At 60.9% G+C, this 20,699-nt stretch carries 15 protein-coding genes and 1 rRNA gene; 6 read left to right on the forward strand and 10 right to left on the reverse strand.

Annotated elements, in window-relative coordinates:
* Window positions 1-85: 85 nt before the first annotated feature.
* The 3 genes from AC1RS8_RS09360 to mdaB form a co-directional block, all read right to left on the reverse strand.
* Window positions 86-1,531 (reverse strand): SulP family inorganic anion transporter, encoded by a 1,446-nt coding sequence (locus tag AC1RS8_RS09360; protein WP_057716510.1) that lies wholly within the window; start codon window positions 1,529-1,531, stop codon window positions 86-88.
* A 242-nt stretch (window positions 1,532-1,773) separates the two neighbouring features.
* Window positions 1,774-2,685, reverse strand: a complete 912-nt coding sequence (locus tag AC1RS8_RS09365; RefSeq protein WP_223502861.1) for a LysR family transcriptional regulator — start codon at window positions 2,683-2,685, stop codon at window positions 1,774-1,776.
* 125 nt (window positions 2,686-2,810) lie between these two features.
* A complete protein-coding gene (gene mdaB / locus AC1RS8_RS09370; RefSeq protein ID WP_102669005.1) occupies window positions 2,811-3,401 on the reverse strand; it encodes an NADPH:quinone oxidoreductase MdaB in 591 nt (196 codons plus the stop codon).
* Window positions 3,402-3,563: 162 nt separating this feature from the next.
* Here mdaB and AC1RS8_RS09375 point away from each other — a divergent pair, with 162 nt between their 5' ends.
* Window positions 3,564-3,878: a putative quinol monooxygenase gene (locus AC1RS8_RS09375; RefSeq protein WP_489339705.1), complete on the forward strand. Its 315-nt coding sequence runs from the start codon at window positions 3,564-3,566 to the stop codon at window positions 3,876-3,878.
* On the opposite strand, the gene AC1RS8_RS09380 is transcribed toward AC1RS8_RS09375, so the two are convergent.
* Window positions 3,868-4,632, reverse strand: coding sequence for a sulfite exporter TauE/SafE family protein (locus AC1RS8_RS09380; RefSeq protein ID WP_489339704.1), 765 nt, complete (start codon window positions 4,630-4,632; stop codon window positions 3,868-3,870). The two genes, AC1RS8_RS09375 and AC1RS8_RS09380, sit on opposite strands and share 11 nt — an antisense overlap.
* 217 nt (window positions 4,633-4,849) lie before the next feature.
* On the opposite strand from AC1RS8_RS09380, the gene AC1RS8_RS09385 reads away from it, so the two are divergent.
* The 4 genes from AC1RS8_RS09385 (at window position 4,850) to AC1RS8_RS09400 (ending at window position 7,227) form a co-directional block, all read left to right on the forward strand.
* The gene (locus AC1RS8_RS09385) at window positions 4,850-5,734 is read left to right on the forward strand and encodes a LysR family transcriptional regulator (RefSeq protein ID WP_489339703.1); all 885 of its coding nucleotides are present in this window, start codon (window positions 4,850-4,852) and stop codon (window positions 5,732-5,734) included.
* A 42-nt stretch (window positions 5,735-5,776) separates the two neighbouring features.
* Window positions 5,777-6,355 carry an NAD(P)H-dependent oxidoreductase gene (locus tag AC1RS8_RS09390; RefSeq protein ID WP_057716516.1) on the forward strand — a complete coding sequence of 193 codons (579 nt, stop codon included), beginning with the start codon at window positions 5,777-5,779 and terminating at the stop codon, window positions 6,353-6,355.
* Between the two features lie 49 nt (window positions 6,356-6,404).
* Window positions 6,405-6,776: a MerR family transcriptional regulator gene (locus tag AC1RS8_RS09395; protein WP_057716517.1), complete on the forward strand. Its 372-nt coding sequence runs from the start codon at window positions 6,405-6,407 to the stop codon at window positions 6,774-6,776.
* 106 nt (window positions 6,777-6,882) lie between these two features.
* Complete coding sequence (locus AC1RS8_RS09400) at window positions 6,883-7,227, forward strand: cupin domain-containing protein (RefSeq protein WP_007988984.1); 345 nt, start codon at window positions 6,883-6,885, stop codon at window positions 7,225-7,227.
* A 173-nt stretch (window positions 7,228-7,400) separates the two neighbouring features.
* Here AC1RS8_RS09400 and mmsB read toward each other — a convergent pair whose 3' ends face one another.
* Complete coding sequence (gene mmsB, locus AC1RS8_RS09405) at window positions 7,401-8,288, reverse strand: 3-hydroxyisobutyrate dehydrogenase (RefSeq protein ID WP_057716518.1); 888 nt, start codon at window positions 8,286-8,288, stop codon at window positions 7,401-7,403.
* A gap of 10 nt (window positions 8,289-8,298) precedes the next feature.
* The gene (locus tag AC1RS8_RS09410; RefSeq protein WP_057716519.1) at window positions 8,299-9,825 is read right to left on the reverse strand and encodes a CoA-acylating methylmalonate-semialdehyde dehydrogenase; all 1,527 of its coding nucleotides are present in this window, start codon (window positions 9,823-9,825) and stop codon (window positions 8,299-8,301) included.
* A gap of 150 nt (window positions 9,826-9,975) precedes the next feature.
* Between AC1RS8_RS09410 and AC1RS8_RS09415 the strand changes: the two genes are divergently transcribed.
* A complete protein-coding gene (locus tag AC1RS8_RS09415; protein ID WP_057716520.1) occupies window positions 9,976-10,923 on the forward strand; it encodes a LysR family transcriptional regulator in 948 nt (315 codons plus the stop codon).
* Here the strand turns inward: AC1RS8_RS09415 and recD are convergent.
* The 4 genes from recD to rrf all read right to left on the reverse strand — a co-directional run bounded on the left by recD (window position 10,920) and on the right by rrf (window position 20,485).
* Window positions 10,920-13,013: an exodeoxyribonuclease V subunit alpha gene (recD, locus tag AC1RS8_RS09420; RefSeq protein WP_489339702.1), complete on the reverse strand. Its 2,094-nt coding sequence runs from the start codon at window positions 13,011-13,013 to the stop codon at window positions 10,920-10,922. The genes AC1RS8_RS09415 and recD overlap by 4 nt on opposite strands.
* Entirely contained in the window at window positions 13,010-16,699 is a 3,690-nt protein-coding gene (recB, locus tag AC1RS8_RS09425) for an exodeoxyribonuclease V subunit beta (protein WP_489339701.1), read from the reverse strand. Before recB ends, recD begins: the two co-directional genes overlap by 4 nt.
* Window positions 16,699-20,148: an exodeoxyribonuclease V subunit gamma gene (gene recC, locus AC1RS8_RS09430; RefSeq protein WP_489339700.1), complete on the reverse strand. Its 3,450-nt coding sequence runs from the start codon at window positions 20,146-20,148 to the stop codon at window positions 16,699-16,701. Before recC ends, recB begins: the two co-directional genes overlap by 1 nt.
* 221 nt (window positions 20,149-20,369) lie before the next feature.
* Window positions 20,370-20,485 (reverse strand): 5S ribosomal RNA (gene rrf, locus AC1RS8_RS09435).
* Between the last annotated feature and the right edge of the window lie 214 nt (window positions 20,486-20,699).

Below are 20,699 nucleotides of genomic sequence, written 5' to 3' on the forward strand. Positions count from 1 at the left end.
GTAAGGCGTGTCGCGCAGAGGTATGAGTTGTCGCAAATAATGAAAATCAGGCAGGCGGATTTTCATCGCGCCTGCCTGTTTGATTTCAGTCGTGCTGCATCCGGGCACGCTTGAGCAATTTCTTGCAACGCTCGGACAAATGCAGCACCCGCAGGTGCTTGCCGGCCTTGGTGTAGCGCTCGCGCAAGGTGCCCAGTGCAGCGATGGCCGAGTAGTCGACAAAGCTCAGGTGCTGGCAATCAAGTGTCACTTGCGCCGGGTCATTGGCCGGATCGAACTGATTGAGGAAGGGTGTGGTCGAGGCGAAGAACAGCGTGCCATGCACCCGGTACAGCTTGCTGCCGTCGGTTTCCAGATGACTGTCGGCGTACAACTGCCGGGCCTGCTGCCAGGCGAAGTTGAGCGCCGCGATGATGATCCCGCAGAGCACTGCCATTGCCAGATCGGTGAAAACGGTAATCACCGTCACCGCGATGATCACCAGCACGTCGTTCAACGGCACCTTGTTCAGCACCCGCAACGAAGCCCAGGCGAAGGTCTGTTGCGACACCACGAACATCACCCCCACCAGCGCGGCCAGCGGAATGCGCTCGATCAGCGGCGACAGAAACAGGATGAACAACAGGATCGACACCCCCGCCACCACCCCGGACAAACGCCCGCGACCGCCGGAGCTGAGGTTGATCACGGTCTGGCCGATCATGGCGCACCCGCCCATGCCGCCGAACGCACCGGACACCAGATTCGCCGCCCCCAGCGCCACGCACTCGCGATCCGGGTAACCACGACTTTCGGTGAATTCGTCGGTGAGGTTCAGGGTCAACAGGGTTTCCAGCAACCCGACCAGCGCCATCACGATCGCGTAGGGCGCGATGATGCGCAGGGTGTCCAGGTTCCACGCAATGTCCGGCAGCGCCAGCGTCGGCAAGCCACCGGCAATGTGCGCCATGTCGCCCAGGGTGCGAGTCGGCAGGCCAAGCAGATACACCGCCAGGCCCACGCCGAGAATCGCCACCAGCGCCGGTGGCACCGTACGGGTCAGGCGCGGCATCACATAGACAACGGCCATGGTCACCGCGACCAGCCCGAGCATCATGTACAGCGGCGTACCGCTCAACCAGGCCTCACCGTTCTTGAAGTGCTCCAGTTGCGCCAGGGCAATGACGATCGCCAGGCCGTTGACGAAACCGAGCATCACCGGGTACGGCACCATGCGCACCAGCTTGCCGAGCTTGAGCAGCCCGAACGCGATCATGATCAACCCGCCCAGCAACACCGTGGCCAGCAGATACTGCACACCGTGTTGCACCACCAGCGCGACGATCACCACGGCCATCGAGCCTGCCGCGCCGGACACCATGCCCGGTCGCCCACCGAACAGCGCGGTCAGGGTGCAGATGATGAACGCGCCATAGAGCCCCATCAACGGATTGAGATGGGCCACCAGCGCGAAAGCGATGCACTCGGGCAACAGGGCGAAGGAAGTGGTAAGCCCCGCCAGGACATCGGCACGTAGACGTTTTGCTTTCATTGGGAACCGCACACAGGGAGAGACGAAAAAGAGTGTGCGGATGTTACGGAAATGCAGTCAGACCGACCAGTTGTTGTGCCTGCGCAAACGCCATCGCGAGCAAGCTCGCTCCCACAGGTTTTGTGTCATTCACGAAATGGGCGAACAACACAGTACCTGTGGGAGCGTGGCTTGCCCGCGAAGAACGATAACGCGGTCTAAAGCAAGCTCAGCCCCTCTCGTCATTGCGCAGCAATCACGAATCAACCCTTGAAGTCTGCGCTCGCATAATCCGCCAACTTGCCCTGGATGAAGTCCAGGAAGCACTGAATGCGCAGGGCCAGTTGCGAGTTGCGGTAGTACACCGCGTTGATCGGCTGGCGATAACCGCTGTTGAACTCGGCCAGCAACACCTTCAAGCGTCCGGCACGAATGTCTTCGATGGTCATGAAATGCGACAGGCTGGCGATGCCTTGCCCGTCCAGTGCGAGATGGCGGATGGTTTCGCCGCTGGAAGCACTGATCGACGCCTGGATCGGCCAGCGATCGCCATGCACATAACGCAGCGGCCATTGGTTGAGGCCTTCGTTCTGGGTGAACCCCAGCAGCGTATGGTGGGCCAGGTCAGCCACGGCTTGCGGTGTGCCGTATTTTTCCAGGTACGCCGGGCTGGCGACGATGTGCAGCGGGCTGCAACCCAGGGAGCGGGCATGCAGCGTCGAGTCGGTCAGGGTGCCAATGCGAATGGCGATATCGGTACTCTGCTCCAGCAGGTCGATGATCAAATCGTTGCTGTTGAGTTCGAGCTGGATGTCGGGGTAAAGCCTGCGGAATTCATCGATGTAGGGCACGATGGCGTGCAGCATGAACGGTGATGCCGCGTTGATCCGCAGCCGCCCGGACGGTGTTTGCTGGCGTGAGGACAGGCGCTCTTCGAGCTCATCCATCTGATCGAGAATCCGCTTGGCATGTTCGAAGAAGTACTTGCCCTCTTCGGTCAGGTCCATGCGCCGCGTGGTACGGTTGATCAACGTGGTGTCGAGCTTGGCCTCCAGCCGCGACAGCGTACGACTGACCGCCGAAGGCGTTTGCCCGACCTGCTCGGCCGCCGCAGAAATCGACCCGCATTCAATCACGCAGACGAAAATCTGCAACTCATCGGATCTGGCTTTCACGTGTGTCCCTTATCGATAGTCCTGCGCCGCTCTATTGTGCAGAGAAAATCCATTGTGGCGAGGGGGCAAGCCCCCTCGCCACAAAAGCCCGCACACAAACTCAAGCTTTCGATACTAGCTGACAGTTACGCCTTCAGGCCAAACACCTCTGCCAAATGCTGCTCATAGCGCGCCACGTCGCCTTCGATGTTTGGGCGCTTCATCACGTCCACACACAGGAACGTCGGCAAACCGGTCATGCCCAGGAACTCGTTGGCCTTGTGGAACGGGAAGTACACCGCGTCCACGCCTTTGGCCTCGAAAAAATCGGTCGGGTCGTCGAAGGCCTGCTGCGGGGCGTTCCAGGTCAGCGACAACATGTATTGCTTGCCGTGAATCAGGCCGCCACTGCCGTACTTCTGCGACGCGTCCGAACGGGTGCGACCGTCGCTGGCATAGAGGCTGCCATGGCCTTCGGTGAAGACTTCATCAATGTACTTTTTCACTGTCCACGGCGCGCCCATCCACCAGCCGGGCATCTGGTAAATGATCACGTCGGCCCAGAGGAACTTGGCCACTTCTTCGGCGACGTCGTAGCCCTCGTCGATGAAAGTGGTTTTGACATCCATACCGCCGCGATCCAGCACGCTCAACGCGGCTTCATGCAGGGTGGCGTTGTAGCGGCCGTCGGAGTGCGCAAATTTTTTGCCGCCATTGAGCAACAGGACTTTTTTCATGGGAGGTCTCGGGAAAGTCGGGAATCGGATGGCGGCAGAGTACCGATCGACCTCACGCGGAGTAAGCGTCGATTTGGCAAAATTCATTTGACCTACAAGCACGAATCAACAGGCGATTGTTGCCTTAGACTGGCGCCAGTTCTGACTTGAGGAGAGATGTAGATGAGTGAAATCCAGGGATTCATCCTGCACGCCAAGACCCGTCCGGAAAAATCCGACGCCTTTGAAGCGTTTTTCAGCGGCTACGTGCAAGCGAGCCGAGCCGAACCCGGTTGCATCGAGTACCACATGCTGCGCGACAAACAGGACCCGACCCTGTTCATCTTCTACGAAATCTGGCAATCCCAGGCCCACCTCGATGTGCACTCGAACCTGCCGCACATGAAGCAGTTTCTCGCGCAGCGTGATGAATATCTGGAGCGGGATTTCGAGATCCGCGACATCGACATGATCAGCCCATCGTCCGCTAGCCGCTGATCAACAAATGGCCGCCGAGCAACCCCAGGCCAACGAAGAACACGCGCTTGAACCACAGGGCGCTGATCCGCTGGCGCAGCGATTGCCCCAGCCACATGCCGAGCATGGCCGGGATCAGCGCCAACAGCGACGCGCTCAACTCGCCCCCGCCGAGCGCGCCGTGCCATAGCAAGCCACCGGCCAGGGCCAGGGTCGAGACGGTGAACGACAGGCCCAGCGCCTGCACCAGCTGGTCCTTGCTCAAACCCAGCGCTTGCAGATAGGGCACCGCCGGAATCACGAACACACCGGTGGCTGACGAGATGACGCCGGTCAGCACGCCGCACAGAGGACCGAGCCAGCGTTCGCTGCGCCGCCCTACGCGCACAGTCGGCAGGAACAAACCGCTGAGCGCATACAGCAACAATGCCGCGCCCAACCCCCGCACCACCCAATGGCCACCGCTCATGCCGACCCACAGCGTGCCTGCCCCGGTGCCGATGAAAATCGCCAGCAACATCGGCCACAACCGCTTGGCCAGCGCCGACAGATGCCCGCCGAATGCCAGTTGCCAAATGTTGGTCAGGGTCGCCGGAATGATCAGCAGCGCCGCAGCCTGCGTCGGCGCCATAGCCAGACCGAGCAGGCCCATGGCAACGGTCGGCAGGCCGAGGCCGATCACCCCCTTGATCATGCCGGCCAGCACAAAGGTGCCGATAACCAGCAGCGAAAGGGCCAAGCCGAGATGCTGATAAAACGCCGAGAGTGTATTCATGGGGCCATGGTGAGCCCGCGGGGGTTGATTGAAAATCTGCCATATACTGAGGCTGCCTCTCTTCAGACAAGAGGCTGAATAATCGGGTGCGGTATCTGACGCCATCGCGAGCAAGCTCGCTCCCACAGTAGTTATCTGTTGTTCACAAATCTCCTGTGGGAGCGAGCTTGCTCGCGATGGCGGCCTCCCTGACAACACACATCCAGAGGTTGCCGCAATGCACTTCGACCTGACCGATTTGCGCCTGTACCTGAACATCCTCGACACCGGCAACATCACCGCCGGTGCCGCGCGCAGTCATTTGTCCCTGGCAGCGGCCAGCGCGCGAATTCGCGCCATGGAGGCGTCGCTGGGCGTCGAGTTTCTTCAGCGCAATCGTCGTGGAGTCAGCCCGACGCCGGCCGGCAATGCCCTGGCCCGACACGCCCGGGTTCTGCTGCAACAGGCCGAACGCCTGCAACAGGAACTGGCCGAGTACGCCCAGGGTGTCAAAGGCCAGGTGCGGCTGCTGTGCAACACCACGGCGATCACCGAATACCTGCCAGAGCTGCTCGCGGATTTCCTGCATAGCCATCCCAACCTCGACATCGATTTGCAGGAACTGCCCAGCACCCGCATCACCCACGCCTTGCGCCAGGGTGCGGCGGACCTGGGCATCGTTTCCGACGCGGTGGACACCGATGACCTGCAGACCCGAGCGTTTCGCGATGATCCGCTGGTGCTGATCATGCCCCGGGAACATCCCTTGTCTCATGCGACCTCAGTGAGCTTCACCGACACGTTGCATCACGACTACGTTGGCCTGAATGCCAACAGCGCGCTGGCGGTGTACCTGGAAGAGCAGGCACTGCACGCCGGCCTGCGCATGCAGATTCGCATCCGCGCCGACGGTTTCGATGGCGTGATGCGCATGGTCGCCCGAGGGGTGGGACTGGCAATCGTACCGTTGGCCGCGGTCGAACGCGGGTCCGCCGGACTACCCTTCAAAAGCCTCGCCCTGCAAGAACCCTGGGGCCAACGCAAACTGCTGCTCTGTGCCCGGGACTTCGCCGCATTACCCGGCTATGCCAAGGCCCTGCTGCACGCCTTGACTCTCCCCTGAGGGGCAGACTTTATCCTTGAGGTTTGATCTTCAAGGACAGCGATGATGGGTAAACGAATACTGGTGATCCTCGGGCATCCGTCCGGCAACAGCTTCTGCGCCGCCCTTGCCGAGCGCTACACACTGTCGGCAGTGCGCGCCGGGCATGAAGTGCGTCAATTGTTTCTGGGCCGCATGGATTTTGACCCGGTGCTGCGCGAAGGCTATCAACAGGTCCAGCCGCTGGAAGCCGACTTGCGTAACGCCCAGGCCGATATCCTGTGGGCCGAACAACTGACGCTGGTTTATCCCATCTGGTGGGGTGGCGTACCGGCCTTGCTCAAGGGGTTTTTCGACCGGGTGTTCTTGCCGGGTTTTGCCTTCAAATACCGCCAGGGCAAAGCCTTCCCCGACAAACTCCTGCGTGGCCGAACCGCCCACCTGCTGGTGACCATGGACACACCGCCCTGGTACTACCGATGGATCTACCGCATGCCCGGTTTGCATCAGGTCCGTAAAACCACGCTGGAATTCTGTGGTATCAAGCCAACCCGAACCCTCACCTTCGGGCCAATTCTCGGCGCCAGCGCAGACCGGCATGCAGCCTGGTTGCGGCAAGCCGAAGCTATCGCCAGCGCTTGAGTCGGTCGATAATGCGCCGAGCTTTATCCTCGGAGAAAAGGACCTTCCCATGTACATCGGCCAAGCCGCGCAACGTTCCGGAACCACGGTCAAAAGCATCCGTCATTACGAGTCGATTGGCCTGCTGCCTGCCGCTCGCCGCCTGGGCAAGTACCGCATCTATGACCAGCACAGCGTCGACCTGCTGATGTTCATCAAATGTGCCCAGCAGTTGGGTTTCAGGCTCAAGGAATTGCAGTCGGTCTTCGCCGGACATCAGGGTCCGCAGTTGCCATGGGAACGGGCACACCAGATCATCGCCAGCAAAAAACAGGAAATCGCCGAGCGGATAGCGGCGCTGTCGCAACAGCACTCACAATTGGTCGAGTTCGAGAACAGCCTCGAACAATCCAGGCTCGACTGCCCGCTGACTCGTCCTTGAGAGTTGTGCGTTTCTGGACAGCTCAGTGTCGAGCACAGACAACTGAACGATGGGCAGGCGCTATAGGGTGCGACTTCAGTTCTTGAGCCCACTGCCCGGAGTCATCATGACCGCACCGATTACCGTACTTCGCGATACCCACCCGCTGCCCGTGCTCGACGCCTGCAAATGGGAAAAACTCGAAGGCGACCCGCACACCGTCAACCTCAACGCCTACACGAGTGAAGACGGCAGCAAGATCATGGGCACCTGGATCTGCACGCCGGGCAAGTGGTACGTCGAATATGTGAAGTGGGAGTACTGCCATTTCCAGGAAGGCTACTGCGTCATCACCCCGGAAGGCATGGCGCCGATCCACCTGCGCGCCGGCGACATTTTCGTCATCGAACCGGGAATGAAAGGCACCTGGGAAGTGGTGGAAACCGTGCGCAAATATTTCGTGTTTGCCTGATACAAAAAAACCGGGGGATCACCCGACGTGATCTCCCGGTAAATATCTTTGGGTATATGCAGTCCCTGTGGGAGCGAGCTTGCTCGCGATTGCGGTGGGTCAATCACCATCAATGTCGACTGTAACGACCTCATCGCGAGCAAGCTCGCTCCCACAGTTTTTTCACCGCCCTTCTATTGCGGCTTGCGATAACCGTTGATGATCGCCGAGAAGTCCTGACCACCCTCCCCACGCAAACTCATCGCCTGATACAACTGCTGGGCCACCGCGCCGAGTACCACCGGCTGGTGCGCCTGACGCGCCGCTTCAGTGGCCAGCCCCAGATCCTTGAGCATCAGTTCGGCACCGAAACCACCGGTATAACCGCGCGACGCCGGTGCTGTTTCAACGATGCCCGGCCACGGGTTGTACATCTCCGAACTCCAGCAACGCCCGGTGGAACTGTTGATGATGCCCGCCAGCACCTTGGTGTCGATGCCCAGGGCATCGCCCAGCGCCATGGCTTCGCTGACGCCGACCATGGAAATCCCCAGCAGCAGGTTGTTGCAGATTTTAGCGATTTGCCCGGTACCGACCTCACCACAATGGACGATGTTGCGGCCCATTTGCGCCAGTACCGGTTGCAGGGTGGCGAACAGTTCGGGGGTGGCGCCGACCATAAAGGTCAGTGTCCCGGCGGCTGCGCCACCGGTGCCGCCAGAGACCGGTGCATCGGCCATGGCCACGCCCTGTTTGGCAGCGGCGGCGGCCACGTCCCGCGCGGTCTGCGGATCGATGGTGCTGCAATCCACGGCCGGCACACCTTTGCCGATACCGGCGAGCACGCCGTCTTCACCCAGCCACACACTGCGCACATGCACGGCGGCAGGCAGCATGGTGATGACCAGTTCGGCGCCCTCTGCCGCTTCACGGGCCGATGCACTGATACTGCCGCCCAGTTGTTCCAGTTCCGCCAGCACGGCCTTGTTCAGGTCCACCAGGCGCAGTGCATGGCCAGCCTTGATCAGGTTGCGCGCCATCGGCGCGCCCATGTTGCCCAGACCGATAAAAGCGATTTTCATGTCCGGCTCCTTAACGCAGGTTGATGGTGGTGTTCACACCGTCGTTGACGCTGTCGTCATCGAACCAGCGACTGGTGACGGTCTTGGTCTGAGTGTAGAACTGCACCACTTGCTTGCCGTACGGGCCGAGGTCGCCGAGCTTGGAACCGCGCGAACCGGTGAAGCTGAAGAACGGGACCGGCACCGGAATCGGGATGTTGATGCCGACCTGGCCGACGTCGATTTCGTTCTGGAATTTACGCGCCGCCGCGCCGCTCTGGGTGAACAGGCCCGTGCCGTTACCGAACGGGTTGGCGTTGACCAGGGCGATGGCCTCGTCGAGCGTATTAACCTCCAGCACAACCAGCACCGGGCCGAAGATTTCCTGGGTGTAGATCTGCATGTCGGTGGTCACGCCGGAGAACAGGGTCGGGCCGACAAAGTTGCCCTTCTCGTAACCTGGAACCGAGATCTCGCGACCGTCCAGCTCCAGTTTCGCGCCTTCCTTGATGCCGCTCTCGATCAGGTCGAGAATCCGCGCCTTGGCCTTTTTCGAAATGACAGGGCCAACATCAGTGCCCGGCTCGCTGCCGGCATTGACCTTGAGCTTCTGCGCCAGCGCCTTGAGATCCGGCAGCCATTGCTTGGCCGCGCCCACCAGCACCACCACCGAAGTGGCCATGCAGCGTTGACCGGCGGCACCGAAACCGGCACCCACCAGCGCATTCAGCGCTTGTTCGCGATTGGCATCCGGCAACACCACGGCGTGGTTCTTGGCGCCCATCATCGATTGCACACGCTTGCCGTGTTTACCGGCCAGGTCGTAGACATGCGTACCGACGGCGGTTGAACCGACGAAGGAAACCGCCTTGATATCTTTATGGGTGCAGAGCCCGTCGACCACATCCTTGCCGCCATGCACGACGTTGAGTACACCGGCCGGAATACCCGCCTCGATCGCCAGCTCCACCAGGAGCATGGTCGACATCGGGTCCTGTTCGGACGGCTTGAGCACGAAGGTATTGCCGCAGGCGATGGCCATTGGGAACATCCACAGCGGAATCATCGCCGGGAAGTTGAACGGGGTAATGCCGGCGCACACACCGATCGGCTGGCGCAGGGTGTAGGTGTCGACGCCACCGGCGACGTTTTCAGCGAACTCACCCATTTGCAGGCTGCCGATGGAACAAGCGTGCTCGACCACTTCCAGGCCACGGAAAATATCGCCTTCGGCGTCGGCAATGGTCTTGCCCTGCTCGGCGCTGAGGACGGCGGCGATGCGCTTGGAGTGTTCGCGGATCAGCGCCTGGAGCTTGAGCATGATGCGCATGCGCGCGCCGATGGGTGTCAGTTTCCAGGTCTGGAATGCACGATGAGCGGCGCTGATGGCAGCATCGACTTCTTCAGCGGTGGCAAACGGCACCTTGGCCAGCACTTGCTGGGTCGCCGGGTTGATGATGTCGTGCCATTCGGTGGTCTTGGATTCGACCCACTGGCCGTCGATCAACAGTTTGACCTTCTGCACGGTGGTGTCATTGGGCGTGAGCGATACGTTCATATGGGTCTCCAGATCTTTGTTGTTATCTTGGGAGCCAAGGCGAAATAGTCGCCTTGAGAAGAGGCATGCGCCGCGAATTGGTTAACGGGCTGTTTTTGGAGTATAGATGTGCAAACTTCTGATAAGAACGCACATAAAAACCGGTCCAACATGCAAAAAAACATCACCTCCCTCGGCTCGTTGAACTGGGACGACCTCAAGTTTTTCCTGGAAGTCTCCCGCACCCGCAAGGCCAGCACCGCGGCCAAGCGCCTGGCGGTGGACTACACCACGGTGTCGCGGCGCATCAGTTCCCTGGAAACGGCGCTGGGCACATTGCTGTTCGAGAAATCCCGGACCAGCGGCTTTGTCCTGACCGCCGAAGGCCAGCGGTTGATGGGGTATGCCGAGTCGATCGAAAGTACCTTGCACATGGCGTGCGAGCAGGTTTCCGGGTCCGGCGTGGCGCTGTCCGGCCATGTGCGCATGGGCTGCACCGAAGGCTTCGGCAGCTTTTTCATCACGCCGCAGCTGAGCCACTTCGTCGACACCTACCCGGCCATCTCGGTGGATATCCTGCCGCTGCCGCATTTCATCAGCCTGTCCAAGCGCGAGGCCGACATCGTCATCGCCCTGGAGCGCCCGGAGCATGGACCGTACGTCTGCTGCAAACTGTGCGACTACCGATTGCAGCTGTACGCGACCCAGGACTATCTGGACAACCACCCACCGATCCGCCGACCGGCAGACTTGGCCAAACATTCGTTTATCAGTTACGTCGACGACCTGGCGTTCAGCTCGGAGCTGCTGTACCTGGCCAACGTACTACCCGGCGCCAGCGCCAACCTGCGCAGCACCAGCGTGATCGCGCAATTTGTGGCCGCGCAGCAAGGACGCTCACTGGCGATCCTGCCATGCTTCCTCGCCACTCAGGACCCTCGCCTGCTGCCGGTGTTGCCGCAGGAAATCAATATCACCCGACAGTTCTGGATGTACTGCCGGGAGGATTTGAGGAAGCTCAAGCGGATCACCCTGTTGTGGGATTACATCCGCGAGGTGACCGAGCGCAATCAGGGACTGCTGATGGGTGAAAGCCGGGAGATGCTGTTCGCCGACTAGTCGGCGCCGAGCCCCAGCATCAACCCGCTCAAGCGCTTGACCTTGCGCCTCACCGCCTCTTCGAACACCCCTGTGCGGGGCTCGATCAAGGTGAACCAGTTCTTGGCCCGGGTGATCCCGGTGTAGATCAGTTCCTTGGTCAACACGGGGTTCAAGGCGTCAGGCAAAATCAACGCGGTGTGGGCAAATTCCGAGCCCTGGGATTTATGCACGGTCATGGCGTACACGGTTTCGACATCATTGAGCCGGCTCGGCAGGACAAAGCGCACGCCACCCTGGCCGTCATTGCGCGGAAAGGCGACACGCAGAACCTGCTTGCCGGCCTCGGGGCCCTCACGCTCCGGAAGCTTGAGGGCGATGCCGATATCGCCGTTCATCAAACCCAGGCCGTAGTCATTGCGGGTCATCAGAACCGGACGGCCTTCGTACCACTGCTGGTCACTGTCGATCAGGCGTGCCCTTAGCAAGGCGTCCGTGACTCGCTGGTTCAAGCCCTCCACACCCCACGGCCCCTTGCGCACGGCACATAACAACTGGAACGCGTCGAAGGCTTGCAACACCTCCCGGGCCCAGTCGGTCCAGCGTGAATCTTCCAACGGACAATCGAGCGCCGGGCGCTGATTGCGCAGCAGGCTCAGGTAGTGCCGATAACCCTGCGGCCCTTCACCGTGGCCTTCGAGCAGCAAGCGCTCCAGGGCCCGGTCCTGCTCCCCCTTGAGGGACAAGGCATACACATCGTCATGGCTTCGCGCAGACAACAACCTGCGTGCTTCTTCGGGTTGCTGCTGGTTGACCCAACGAGCCAGTTGGCCAATACCGCTACCTTCACCGAATCGCCGGGAATGGCGCAACATCACGACCTGTTGGGCCAGTGGATGAGCGCCCTGCGTGTCCTCCTGCAATCCACTGGCCTGCAAACTCTCGCCGCTGACGGCTTCCAGCCACTGGCGCGTCTGCGGGCTGTACCAGCCAGCCTCGGCGTCGCGACACAGATCCCCCAGTACCGCACCGGCTTCTACCGAAGCCAGTTGATCCTTGTCCCCCAACAGCACCAGGCGCGCATGGGCGGGCAAGGCGTCGAGCAGGTTGGCCATCATTTCCAGGTCGATCATCGAGGCCTCGTCCACCACCAACACATCCAGCGGCAGGCGATTGCCCGCGTGGTGCCGGAAATGACGAGTCCCGGGCCGGCTGCCGAGCAGGCGGTGAACGGTGGTGACGTCGGACGGAATCTTTTCCCGAACGTCCTCCGTAACCTTCAAGGTCCGGACTTGCTGGCTGATGGATTCTGTCAGACGCGCCGCGGCCTTGCCGGTCGGTGCGGCGAGACGAATGCGCAGGGGCATGCCGGCCTCGACCGCCGGCGCCTGGAGCAACGCCAGCAAGCGCACGACGGTGGTGGTCTTGCCGGTTCCCGGCCCCCCAGTGACGATGCTGAAGGCGCTGCGTGTCGCCAGGGCGCAGGCCAGCTTCTGCCAGTCGATCACGTCACCAGGCCGGGCAGGACCAAACAACCCGGTGAGACGCTGGAGCAAGTCGATCGGCGTGGATTCGTGTTCCGTCAAACGCTCGCGCAACGAAAGGTCGATCCGCCGCTCGTAGGCCCAATAGCGGCGCAGGTACAAGCGTTTGCCCGATAACACCAAAGGCCGGTCACGCACGTTGTCACGACTGTCAGCAGCCAGTGCGACCAGGTTGCTGGCGGCCAGCACCTTGCACCAATGAGCACCGTCCAGCGATCCCAGCAATTGCGAGGGCAACAACATCGCGCCGCCTTGCACGTCACCTTCGGGTGGCAGCGACAGGGCGAAGTCCGGTTCTTTCAGCGTCTCGAACAGGTCGAGGCAGACATGCCCGTGACCCAATTGGTGGCTGGTCAGCGCGGCTGCCAGCAACACCAACGGATCATCCTCCGGTGCCAGTTCATGTAGAAACGCCACAAAGGCTTTGTCCAGCGCGCGCAACCAGCCACGCTCGACCCAACGCGTGAGCAACAACAGCAAGTCGTCGGCACGACTCAGCGGCACCAGATCGACCAGGCTTTCGGCTGCCAGCGATGTGGGCAACAAATCGGCGAATGTGCGACTCATAACAGTACTCCCTGTTCCCAAGCGGGTTCGGCCTTGGGCTCTGGCTTGCCCTGGAACAACCTGTCCAGACGCTCGATCAGCTCTCTTGGCGGGCGGGCGAAAAACACACCCTGGCTGGCCGCACGCGTACCGCGCAAAAACAGGTACAACGCACCGCCGACATGCCGGTCGTAGTCGTAATCGGCGAGCCGCGCCTTGAGCTGGCGGTGCAGGGCCAACAGGTACAACACGTATTGCAGGTCATAACGGTTGTCGAGAATCGATTGTTCCATGGCCTGCGCGGTATAGGCCGCATCATCGACGCCGAGCCAGTTGGATTTGTAGTCGGCAACGTAATAGCGGCCGTCATGTTCGAACGTCAGGTCGATGAAGCCCTTGAACATTCCGTTGAGCAACACCGGTTCCGCGGCCACCCGGGCCACGCCGTTATGGGTGTATTGGCACACCAGCGCATCGAGCTTGAGCACATCGACCTTATGGCTGGCGAACCAGAACTCCATCTCGACCTGATACTGCGTCAATTGGCCGAATACCACCGGTGCCTGACCGGCGCCCAGTTGCAACGGCGACTTGAGCAGATGCTGCAGCCAGTCACTCAAGGTGCTGATCCAGCCCTCCCAGCCTCGACGGTTACAGCGACGGGCAATGGCGTCGATCACCTCGTGTGGTGCCGCATCAAAACCCTCGCCCCCTGCCCATTCGAGCAAGCCATGGAGGAAGGTGCCGGGATTCGGGCCGCGCGGGAAGCGATGGATATCACCACCACCGGCAACCACCTCCCTGGGGGCCTGCGGATCGAGGCGTTCGTCATCGAACAGTTTTTGCGCCTGCGGGCTCTCCGGCGCCTCGTCGGTGCCGACACTCAGGGTGTCGCCAATGCGTAACGCGCTGTAGGAAGCGATCCACCAGTTTTCACTGGCCTTGCGTTTCGGAACCCGCGGAACCAGCAGCGCCGCATCGTTTTGCGGTGGCTGATAATGCTCTGCTGTTGCTTCAGGCATCTCGGCATACACCAGCGCCGGGCAGTCCTGTTGCAGATCCTGCAGCCAACGCTGCAACGCCGGGGACTCGGCCAACGGCGCACCGCCGCCCAGCAGATAACCCAATGCCGACAGATGCAGCACCGAGCCATTGTTGTTACCGCGCTTGAGGTCGGCCACCCCCAGCCAGCAGGCGTGTTGCGCCCGGGTCAGGGCGACATAGAGCAAGCGCAGATCCTCGGCCAGACGCTCATCGTCAGCCAGGGCAATCAATTCTGCCGTCGGCTTTAAGGTGACTTGGGCGTTGCCGGATTCATCGTGGTAGTGCAGCGGCAGGCGACTGCCATCCACTGGTTTCGCCGAGCAAATGAACGGCAGGAACACCAAGGGGTATTCAAGGCCTTTGGACTTGTGGATGGTCACGACCTTGACCAATTGCTCATCACTTTCCAGACGCAGGATCTGCTCTTCGCCAGCCTGCCCGGACAACGCCAGATGCTCGGACAAATGCCGGATCAAGGCTTGCTCGCCATCGAGTTCAGCGGCGGCTTGTTGCAGCAGTTCGAAAAGGTGCAGAAGGTTGGTCAAAACGCGTTCGCCGTCACTGCGGGCAATCAAAGCCTGGGGCAAACGGAAGTCGTGCAGCAAGCGTCGCAGCATCGGCAGTACGCCCTGCTTGCGCCAGACTTCGCGATAGCCACGGAACTGCATGACCCGGGACTCCCAGGCCAACTCGTCCTGATTCAGACGCTCCAGTTCCGTCAACGACAGGTTCAACGTGATGCTGGCCAACGCAGCCCGCAGCGGTCGCTCGACATCCGGCTCGGCGCAGGCCTTGAGCCAGGTCAGCACGTCATGCGCCTCCTGGGCGGCGAACACCGAGTCCTTGTCCGACAGGTAAACACTGCGCACACCACGGGCGGCCAATTGCGCACGAACCGCCTGCGCCTCCTTGCCATCGCGCACCAGGATGGCGATGTCCGCCGGTAGCAGGCCCCTGAAGGCTTTGCCGTCCTGGGTGAATCCCGCTTGCCCCTGCTGCCCGCCATTGAGCAATGCCGTGATTTCACTGGCGCAGGCAGCCGCCAGATGTTGCCGGTACACCGCACCGGACAACGGTTGTTCGGCCGACAAGTGCCAGATGTTCAAGGCAGGGATTGCCTGGTCATTGATGCGCAAGACTTCTTTGCGGCCCTGGGAGGCAACCGGCGTGAACGGAACCGGGTTGTCGCCATTCTTCTCCCGAAAGAGGAACGCGCCGCGTCCTGACTCACGGGCTTCGGCGCGCGCGAACACATGGTTCACCGCGTTGACCATGCCATGGCTTGAGCGGAAGTTGGTGCCCAGGGTGTGCAGGCGGCCAGTGGTGGCCTGGCGGGCGCGCAAGTAGGTATGGATGTCGGCGCCGCGAAAAGCGTAGATCGCCTGTTTCGGGTCGCCGATCAGGAACAGACCGCACTCGGGGCTGTTCTCTTCAATGCGGTAGATGCTCTCGAAGATCCGGTATTGCACCGGGTCGGTGTCCTGGAACTCATCGATCAGTGCCACCGGAAACTGCTCGCGAATCAGGGTTGCCAGTCGCTCGCCGCCATCGGACTGCAAGGCCGCATCAAGGCGCAGCAACATGTCGTCGAAACCCATTTCCGCGCGGCGGCGTTTCTCCTCCTCGAATCGTGCCCCGACCCAGCGGGCCGCATGTTGCAGTACGGCGGCATCAGGCGTTGGCAGCCCATCGAGACAGGCCTTGAGCCCGGCCATCCCATCGAGCCCCGGATGTCGAGGCGCTTCGCCCTTCCAGGCTTCGGCCATGCCATCAGGGGTCAGGCGCGTGAAACCGGTGCCGATATCCAGTTGCTCGAGGGATTCGTCTTCGGCCCAGGCTTTGATCTTTTCAAACCAGGGCTCGAAATAGCGTGCCTGCATCTTGCGACCGTCGACAGCCTTGCCGGCAACGCCCTGGTGACAGATCGCAAGCAACTCGTCCGCCCACTGCAGCCAGGGCTTCTTGAGTTCGATCAGGGCCGCCCTTCGCTCTTGCAAGCATTGCGAAATCACTTCGGCGGGCTCTTTCCCTTCAAGGGTATCCCGCTCGCTGGCGAACAGTGCACGAATCCGTGGCAGCAGCGCCGCCGGTCCGCCCCAATTGCTGCGCACCCAATTCAAGGCGTCACCTTGCATCGGGTAGCAGAACAGCCGCCAGTAATCGCGCAGGACTTCCCCCAGCAAGTCGCTGTGGTCGGTTTCCAGGGTCTGGGTAAACAGGCTGCCGCTGTCGAATGCGTGCTCGCGCAACATGCGCTGGCACCAACTGTGGATGGTCGACACCGCCGCCTCGTCCATCCACTGGGCGGCGATATCCAGGCGGTTTGCGCATCCGGGCCATTGCTCGGGCAAGTACTGATCACGCAACTCGGCAATCAGGCTGTCGGGGGCAGGTGTTTCATCGCGAAAAAAGCGTGCGGCCTCGGCGAGCCGCGTGCGAATGCGTTCGCGCAGCTCTTTGGTAGCGGCGTCGGTGAACGTCACGACGAGGATCTGCGGCGGCAACAGCTCACGCCCGAAACCACTGTCCTCCCCGCCGTTGCCAAGCACCAGACGCAGGTACAACGCGGAAATGGTGAACGTCTTGCCGGTCCCGGCGCTGGCTTCGATCAGTTGACTGCCGCGCAGCGGGAATGCCAGGGCCAAAGGTGTCTTCGTGCTCATCAGCGCGACTCCTCGCTGGACAGGGAACGCCAGGGCGCTTCAAGAAGCGGGCGATAGAGCGCGTCACACCACTGGGGGAACGTCTCGTCGGCCACCAAGGCATCGTAATCAGCGAACTGGCGAGCGAGCGCCGGGCTTTCGCGACGCTCTCCGTCCGTCGTCTGCCCATCACCTTCATAGGCCTTGCGCGCAGCGGCTTCGGCTTTGACCGGGTCGGTTTGCCCCAGCCACGCGAAGGCGGTCTTGACCGCGATCGGCAGAGGCTGGCGCATCCCCGACTGCCAGGCCATCAACAGGTCACCGAGAATTTTCCGCGCCGTGGACTTGTCCAGCGGACCGAGCAACAGGCTGTCGTCGCTGGCCACCAATGCGGTGGTCAACGCCATGCCACTGGCACAAGCCATCAGATGATTGACCCAAGGGCGTGTCAGTCGATGCCATTTGCGCGATTTGATCGAGCCGATGCTGTTGGGGATCGTTGTGACAGACAACAAACCACCATCAGCACGCTGATGCAGGCCGCCGAGCCAGCCCTCGATGTGCAGGCCTTGCAGCTCAAGACTGACGGGCAACGCGCTGCTCAGCGGTGTTGGCCACAACGCCAGGAGCTGTTGGTGACGTTGCAGCAAGTCAGGCAATGGCTCGATCAACTCACGTTGCAGGCACTCACCGAATCCGGCCATCGGCAGCAGCCCGCTGTTCTGCAAACGCTTCGCCTGATCCTCCAGTGCCTGCCCGGTATTTCCAGGATCTGCCAGCGCCGCTTCGAGCAAACGGTCGCTGAGGCTATAACGCTGCAACGCATCCAGGACAAAGGGTTCTTCATCGGCCAACGGCACTTCTGCCGCCTCGAAGAAGACCTTCAGTCGCTGGCTGAAAAAGTGCCGTACCGGATTGCGCAGGAAATCCTGCAGTTGACCGAGACTCAGTGGTTCGTCCTGAACGTGGGGCCCGAGCACTTCGGCGCTTGGCTGCTGCTCTGCCGCTTGATGAAGGACCTGCCATTCGGTGGCGTAGCTGAACGAGTCATCGCCTTCGTGAAAGTAGCGAGCACTGAAGGGTTGCAACGGGTGTTCCCGGGTCATGGCTTCCAGCAGATCCTCGTCGCTTTGCAGCATTCGCCAACCGCTGGCCAAGTGGTCACGCAACTGGCCGATCAGCACCGAGGCAGGCCGCTCGCTGTTATCGCGGATGCTGCGACCCACCCAACTGATGTAGAGCTGGTCCCGTGCCGACAACAAGGCTTCCAGTAGCAGGTAGCGGTCATCTTCACGCCGGGAGCGGTCACCCGGACGGTAATCACTGCCCATCAGATCGAAATCCAGCGGCGGTTGCGCCCGCGGATAATCGCCGTCATTCATGCCCAGCAGGCACACCAGTTTGAACGGGATAGCGCGCATGGGCATCAAGGTGCAGAAGTTGACCGCACCGGCCAGAAAACGTTGGGACAAACGGCCCTGATCCAGACCTGCAAGCCAGGCTTCACGGACGACGGTCAGCGGCAACTCATCCTGCAACCCGACGGATTCGCAGGTCTCGAGCCAGGTCTCACGCAGCTCTTCGAGCTGGGCCAGCAAGTAGTCATCGTGTTCGTTACCGGCAAGGAAGAACAACTGCACCAACGCCTGCAAGCGCAAGCCCCATTGCCCTGGCGATGCCGGCTGAGAGAGTTCGTGGTGAGCCACTTCCAGCGCGTCCAGCAACGCAACCAGCGGACCGATGAGCGCAGCGTCCAGACCACCGATCTCGTCGTAGGGCTCGATACCCTCATAAGCATCGGCGCTGCCAACGGCATAACCGAGCAACATCCGTCGCAAGCCGAAGCGCCAGCTGTTTTGCTCCAGTTCATTGGGCAGTCCGAGCCCGGCACGTTGCTCGGCATTCATGCCCCAACGAATGCCGGCACCTTCGATCCAGCGGTGCAGCGTCGGCAGGTCACGCTCCTCGACACCAAAGCGAGCACGCAGTGCCGGGACGTCCAGCAGATCGAGAATCTCACTGACGGGGAATCGGCTGTCAGGCAGCTTGAGCAGGTGCTCGACTGCAATCAACAGCGGGTCGCGACCACGCTGGCCCTGGTCAGCCAGGGTAAACGGAATGAAGCGAGGATCCTGGCGGTCAAGCTGACCAAACACGGCACGAATATGCGGTGCGTAGCTGTCGATGTCCGGGACCATCACGATGATGTCTCGGGGCCGCAATGTCGGGTCGGCGCTGAAGCGCGCGAGCAGTTGATCGTGGAGGATCTCGACTTCTCGCTGGGCGCTATGGGCGATGTGAAAACGGATCGATTCGTCCTGCTGCAGATCGATAGCCGGCCAACGCTCCCGGGTCTCGTTGAGGGGACGCAATTCGAGAATGTCATCCTGCAACTGGTTGAGCACATTCAGCGGCTGACCGTCACTGAACAGGTCAATGCGCCCGTCGCGGAATGCCGAACGATAGCTGTTGGGATCGTCATAACTGTCGAGCAGGTTGATATAGTCCCGCCCCTGCTTGCCCCATGCGGCCAGCAACGGGTGCGCATGCTGATGCAGGGTTTGCGGATCGATCACTACCGGCATGCCGCTTTTGCGGGCCTGACGCTTGTATTGATGCCGCAACAGGTCTTTATCGGCGACGATGTCCGCCCAATGGTGACGACACGGGTTATGTACGCACAGCAAAACCTGACTGAACCGTGCCAGTCCCGCCAGTGCTTCCAAGGCTTGTGCAGGCAGCGAAGAAATCCCGAAAACGATCACTCGCGAGGGTAACCCCTTGGGGGCTGCTTCGAGATGGTTGATACGCTCGACAAATCGCTGATGGACACCGGCACGGCTTTGCGCCATGCCTTCTTCTCCCACATCCAGCAAGAGTGCGCGCCATAGCTCTGCCTGCCAGCAATTGGCCGGGGTCAGGGGTTTGGCTTCACCCCTGGCGTTTCTTGTTTGATGGCGACCTTCCGCCCAGTCTTCGAGCCAGTCGGCTCGGTACACCTGGTATTGGTCGAACAGATCCGCCAGACGCTCAGCCAATTGATAGCGCTTGCGCAGATCGGTGTCATGGGTCAGGAAACGCTGCAGCGGCTCGAAGTGCGGCTGATTGATCAACTGCGGCAGCAGGCGCATCAGACGCCAGGTCAGTGGGGCTTTATCGAGCAGGGACTTGACCGGAATTTCGTCACGGCCAAGGACCATGCGATAGAGCTGCCACATGAAGCTGCCGGGCAACTGCACGTCAATGGCGGCAGCGATGCCGCAGCCTCCCATGTCGTCTTCTTCAGAATCTTCCGCCAGTGCCAGCTTCAGCCATTGGGCAATGCCATTGCTTTGCACCAACGCGATTTCGTTCTCCAGGGGAGCCAGCGGGTAGCGTCGCATCCAGCTGACCACCAGGCTGCGCAACTCGTCCAGGCGGTTGCCGTGAACCACCATAAAACCAGCACTGAGGGACGTCGCGTCCGGCATAAAGGCTTCCTTGGATAATACAAATTCGAGGGACGACTTTAGCATTGAAGGCGATTGGCTTCATTGTAGGAGCGAGCTCGCTCGCGAAGAACGCCAATGATGACGCGGGAAACCTGAGGCCCCGCAGCGCTCTCGGTTTTTTCGCGAGCGAGCTCGCGCCTACAGGGACGCCAAAAACAAAACCCCTACCTGCATACGCAGATAGGGGTTTCGGAATTTAATCTTGACGATGACCTACTCTCACATGGGGAAACCCCACACTACCATCGGCGATGCATCGTTTCACTGCTGAGTTCGGGATGGGATCAGGTGGTTCCAACGCTCTATGGTCGTCAAGAAATTCGGGTACTGAGTCGTGACCGGTCGGCCTCGCTTCAGCAAATTGGGTATGTGACAGCTTTCGGTGTTTTGTGAGGTTCGAACTTTCGGTTCTTTCGTCTTCACACACCGCAATCTGATGCTCTTTCGAGTAGTCAAATTGCTTGGGTGTTATATGGTCAAGCCTCACGGGCAATTAGTATTGGTTAGCTCAACGCCTCACAGCGCTTACA

The organism is Pseudomonas sp. GW821-FHT12A04 (assembly GCF_058807755.1).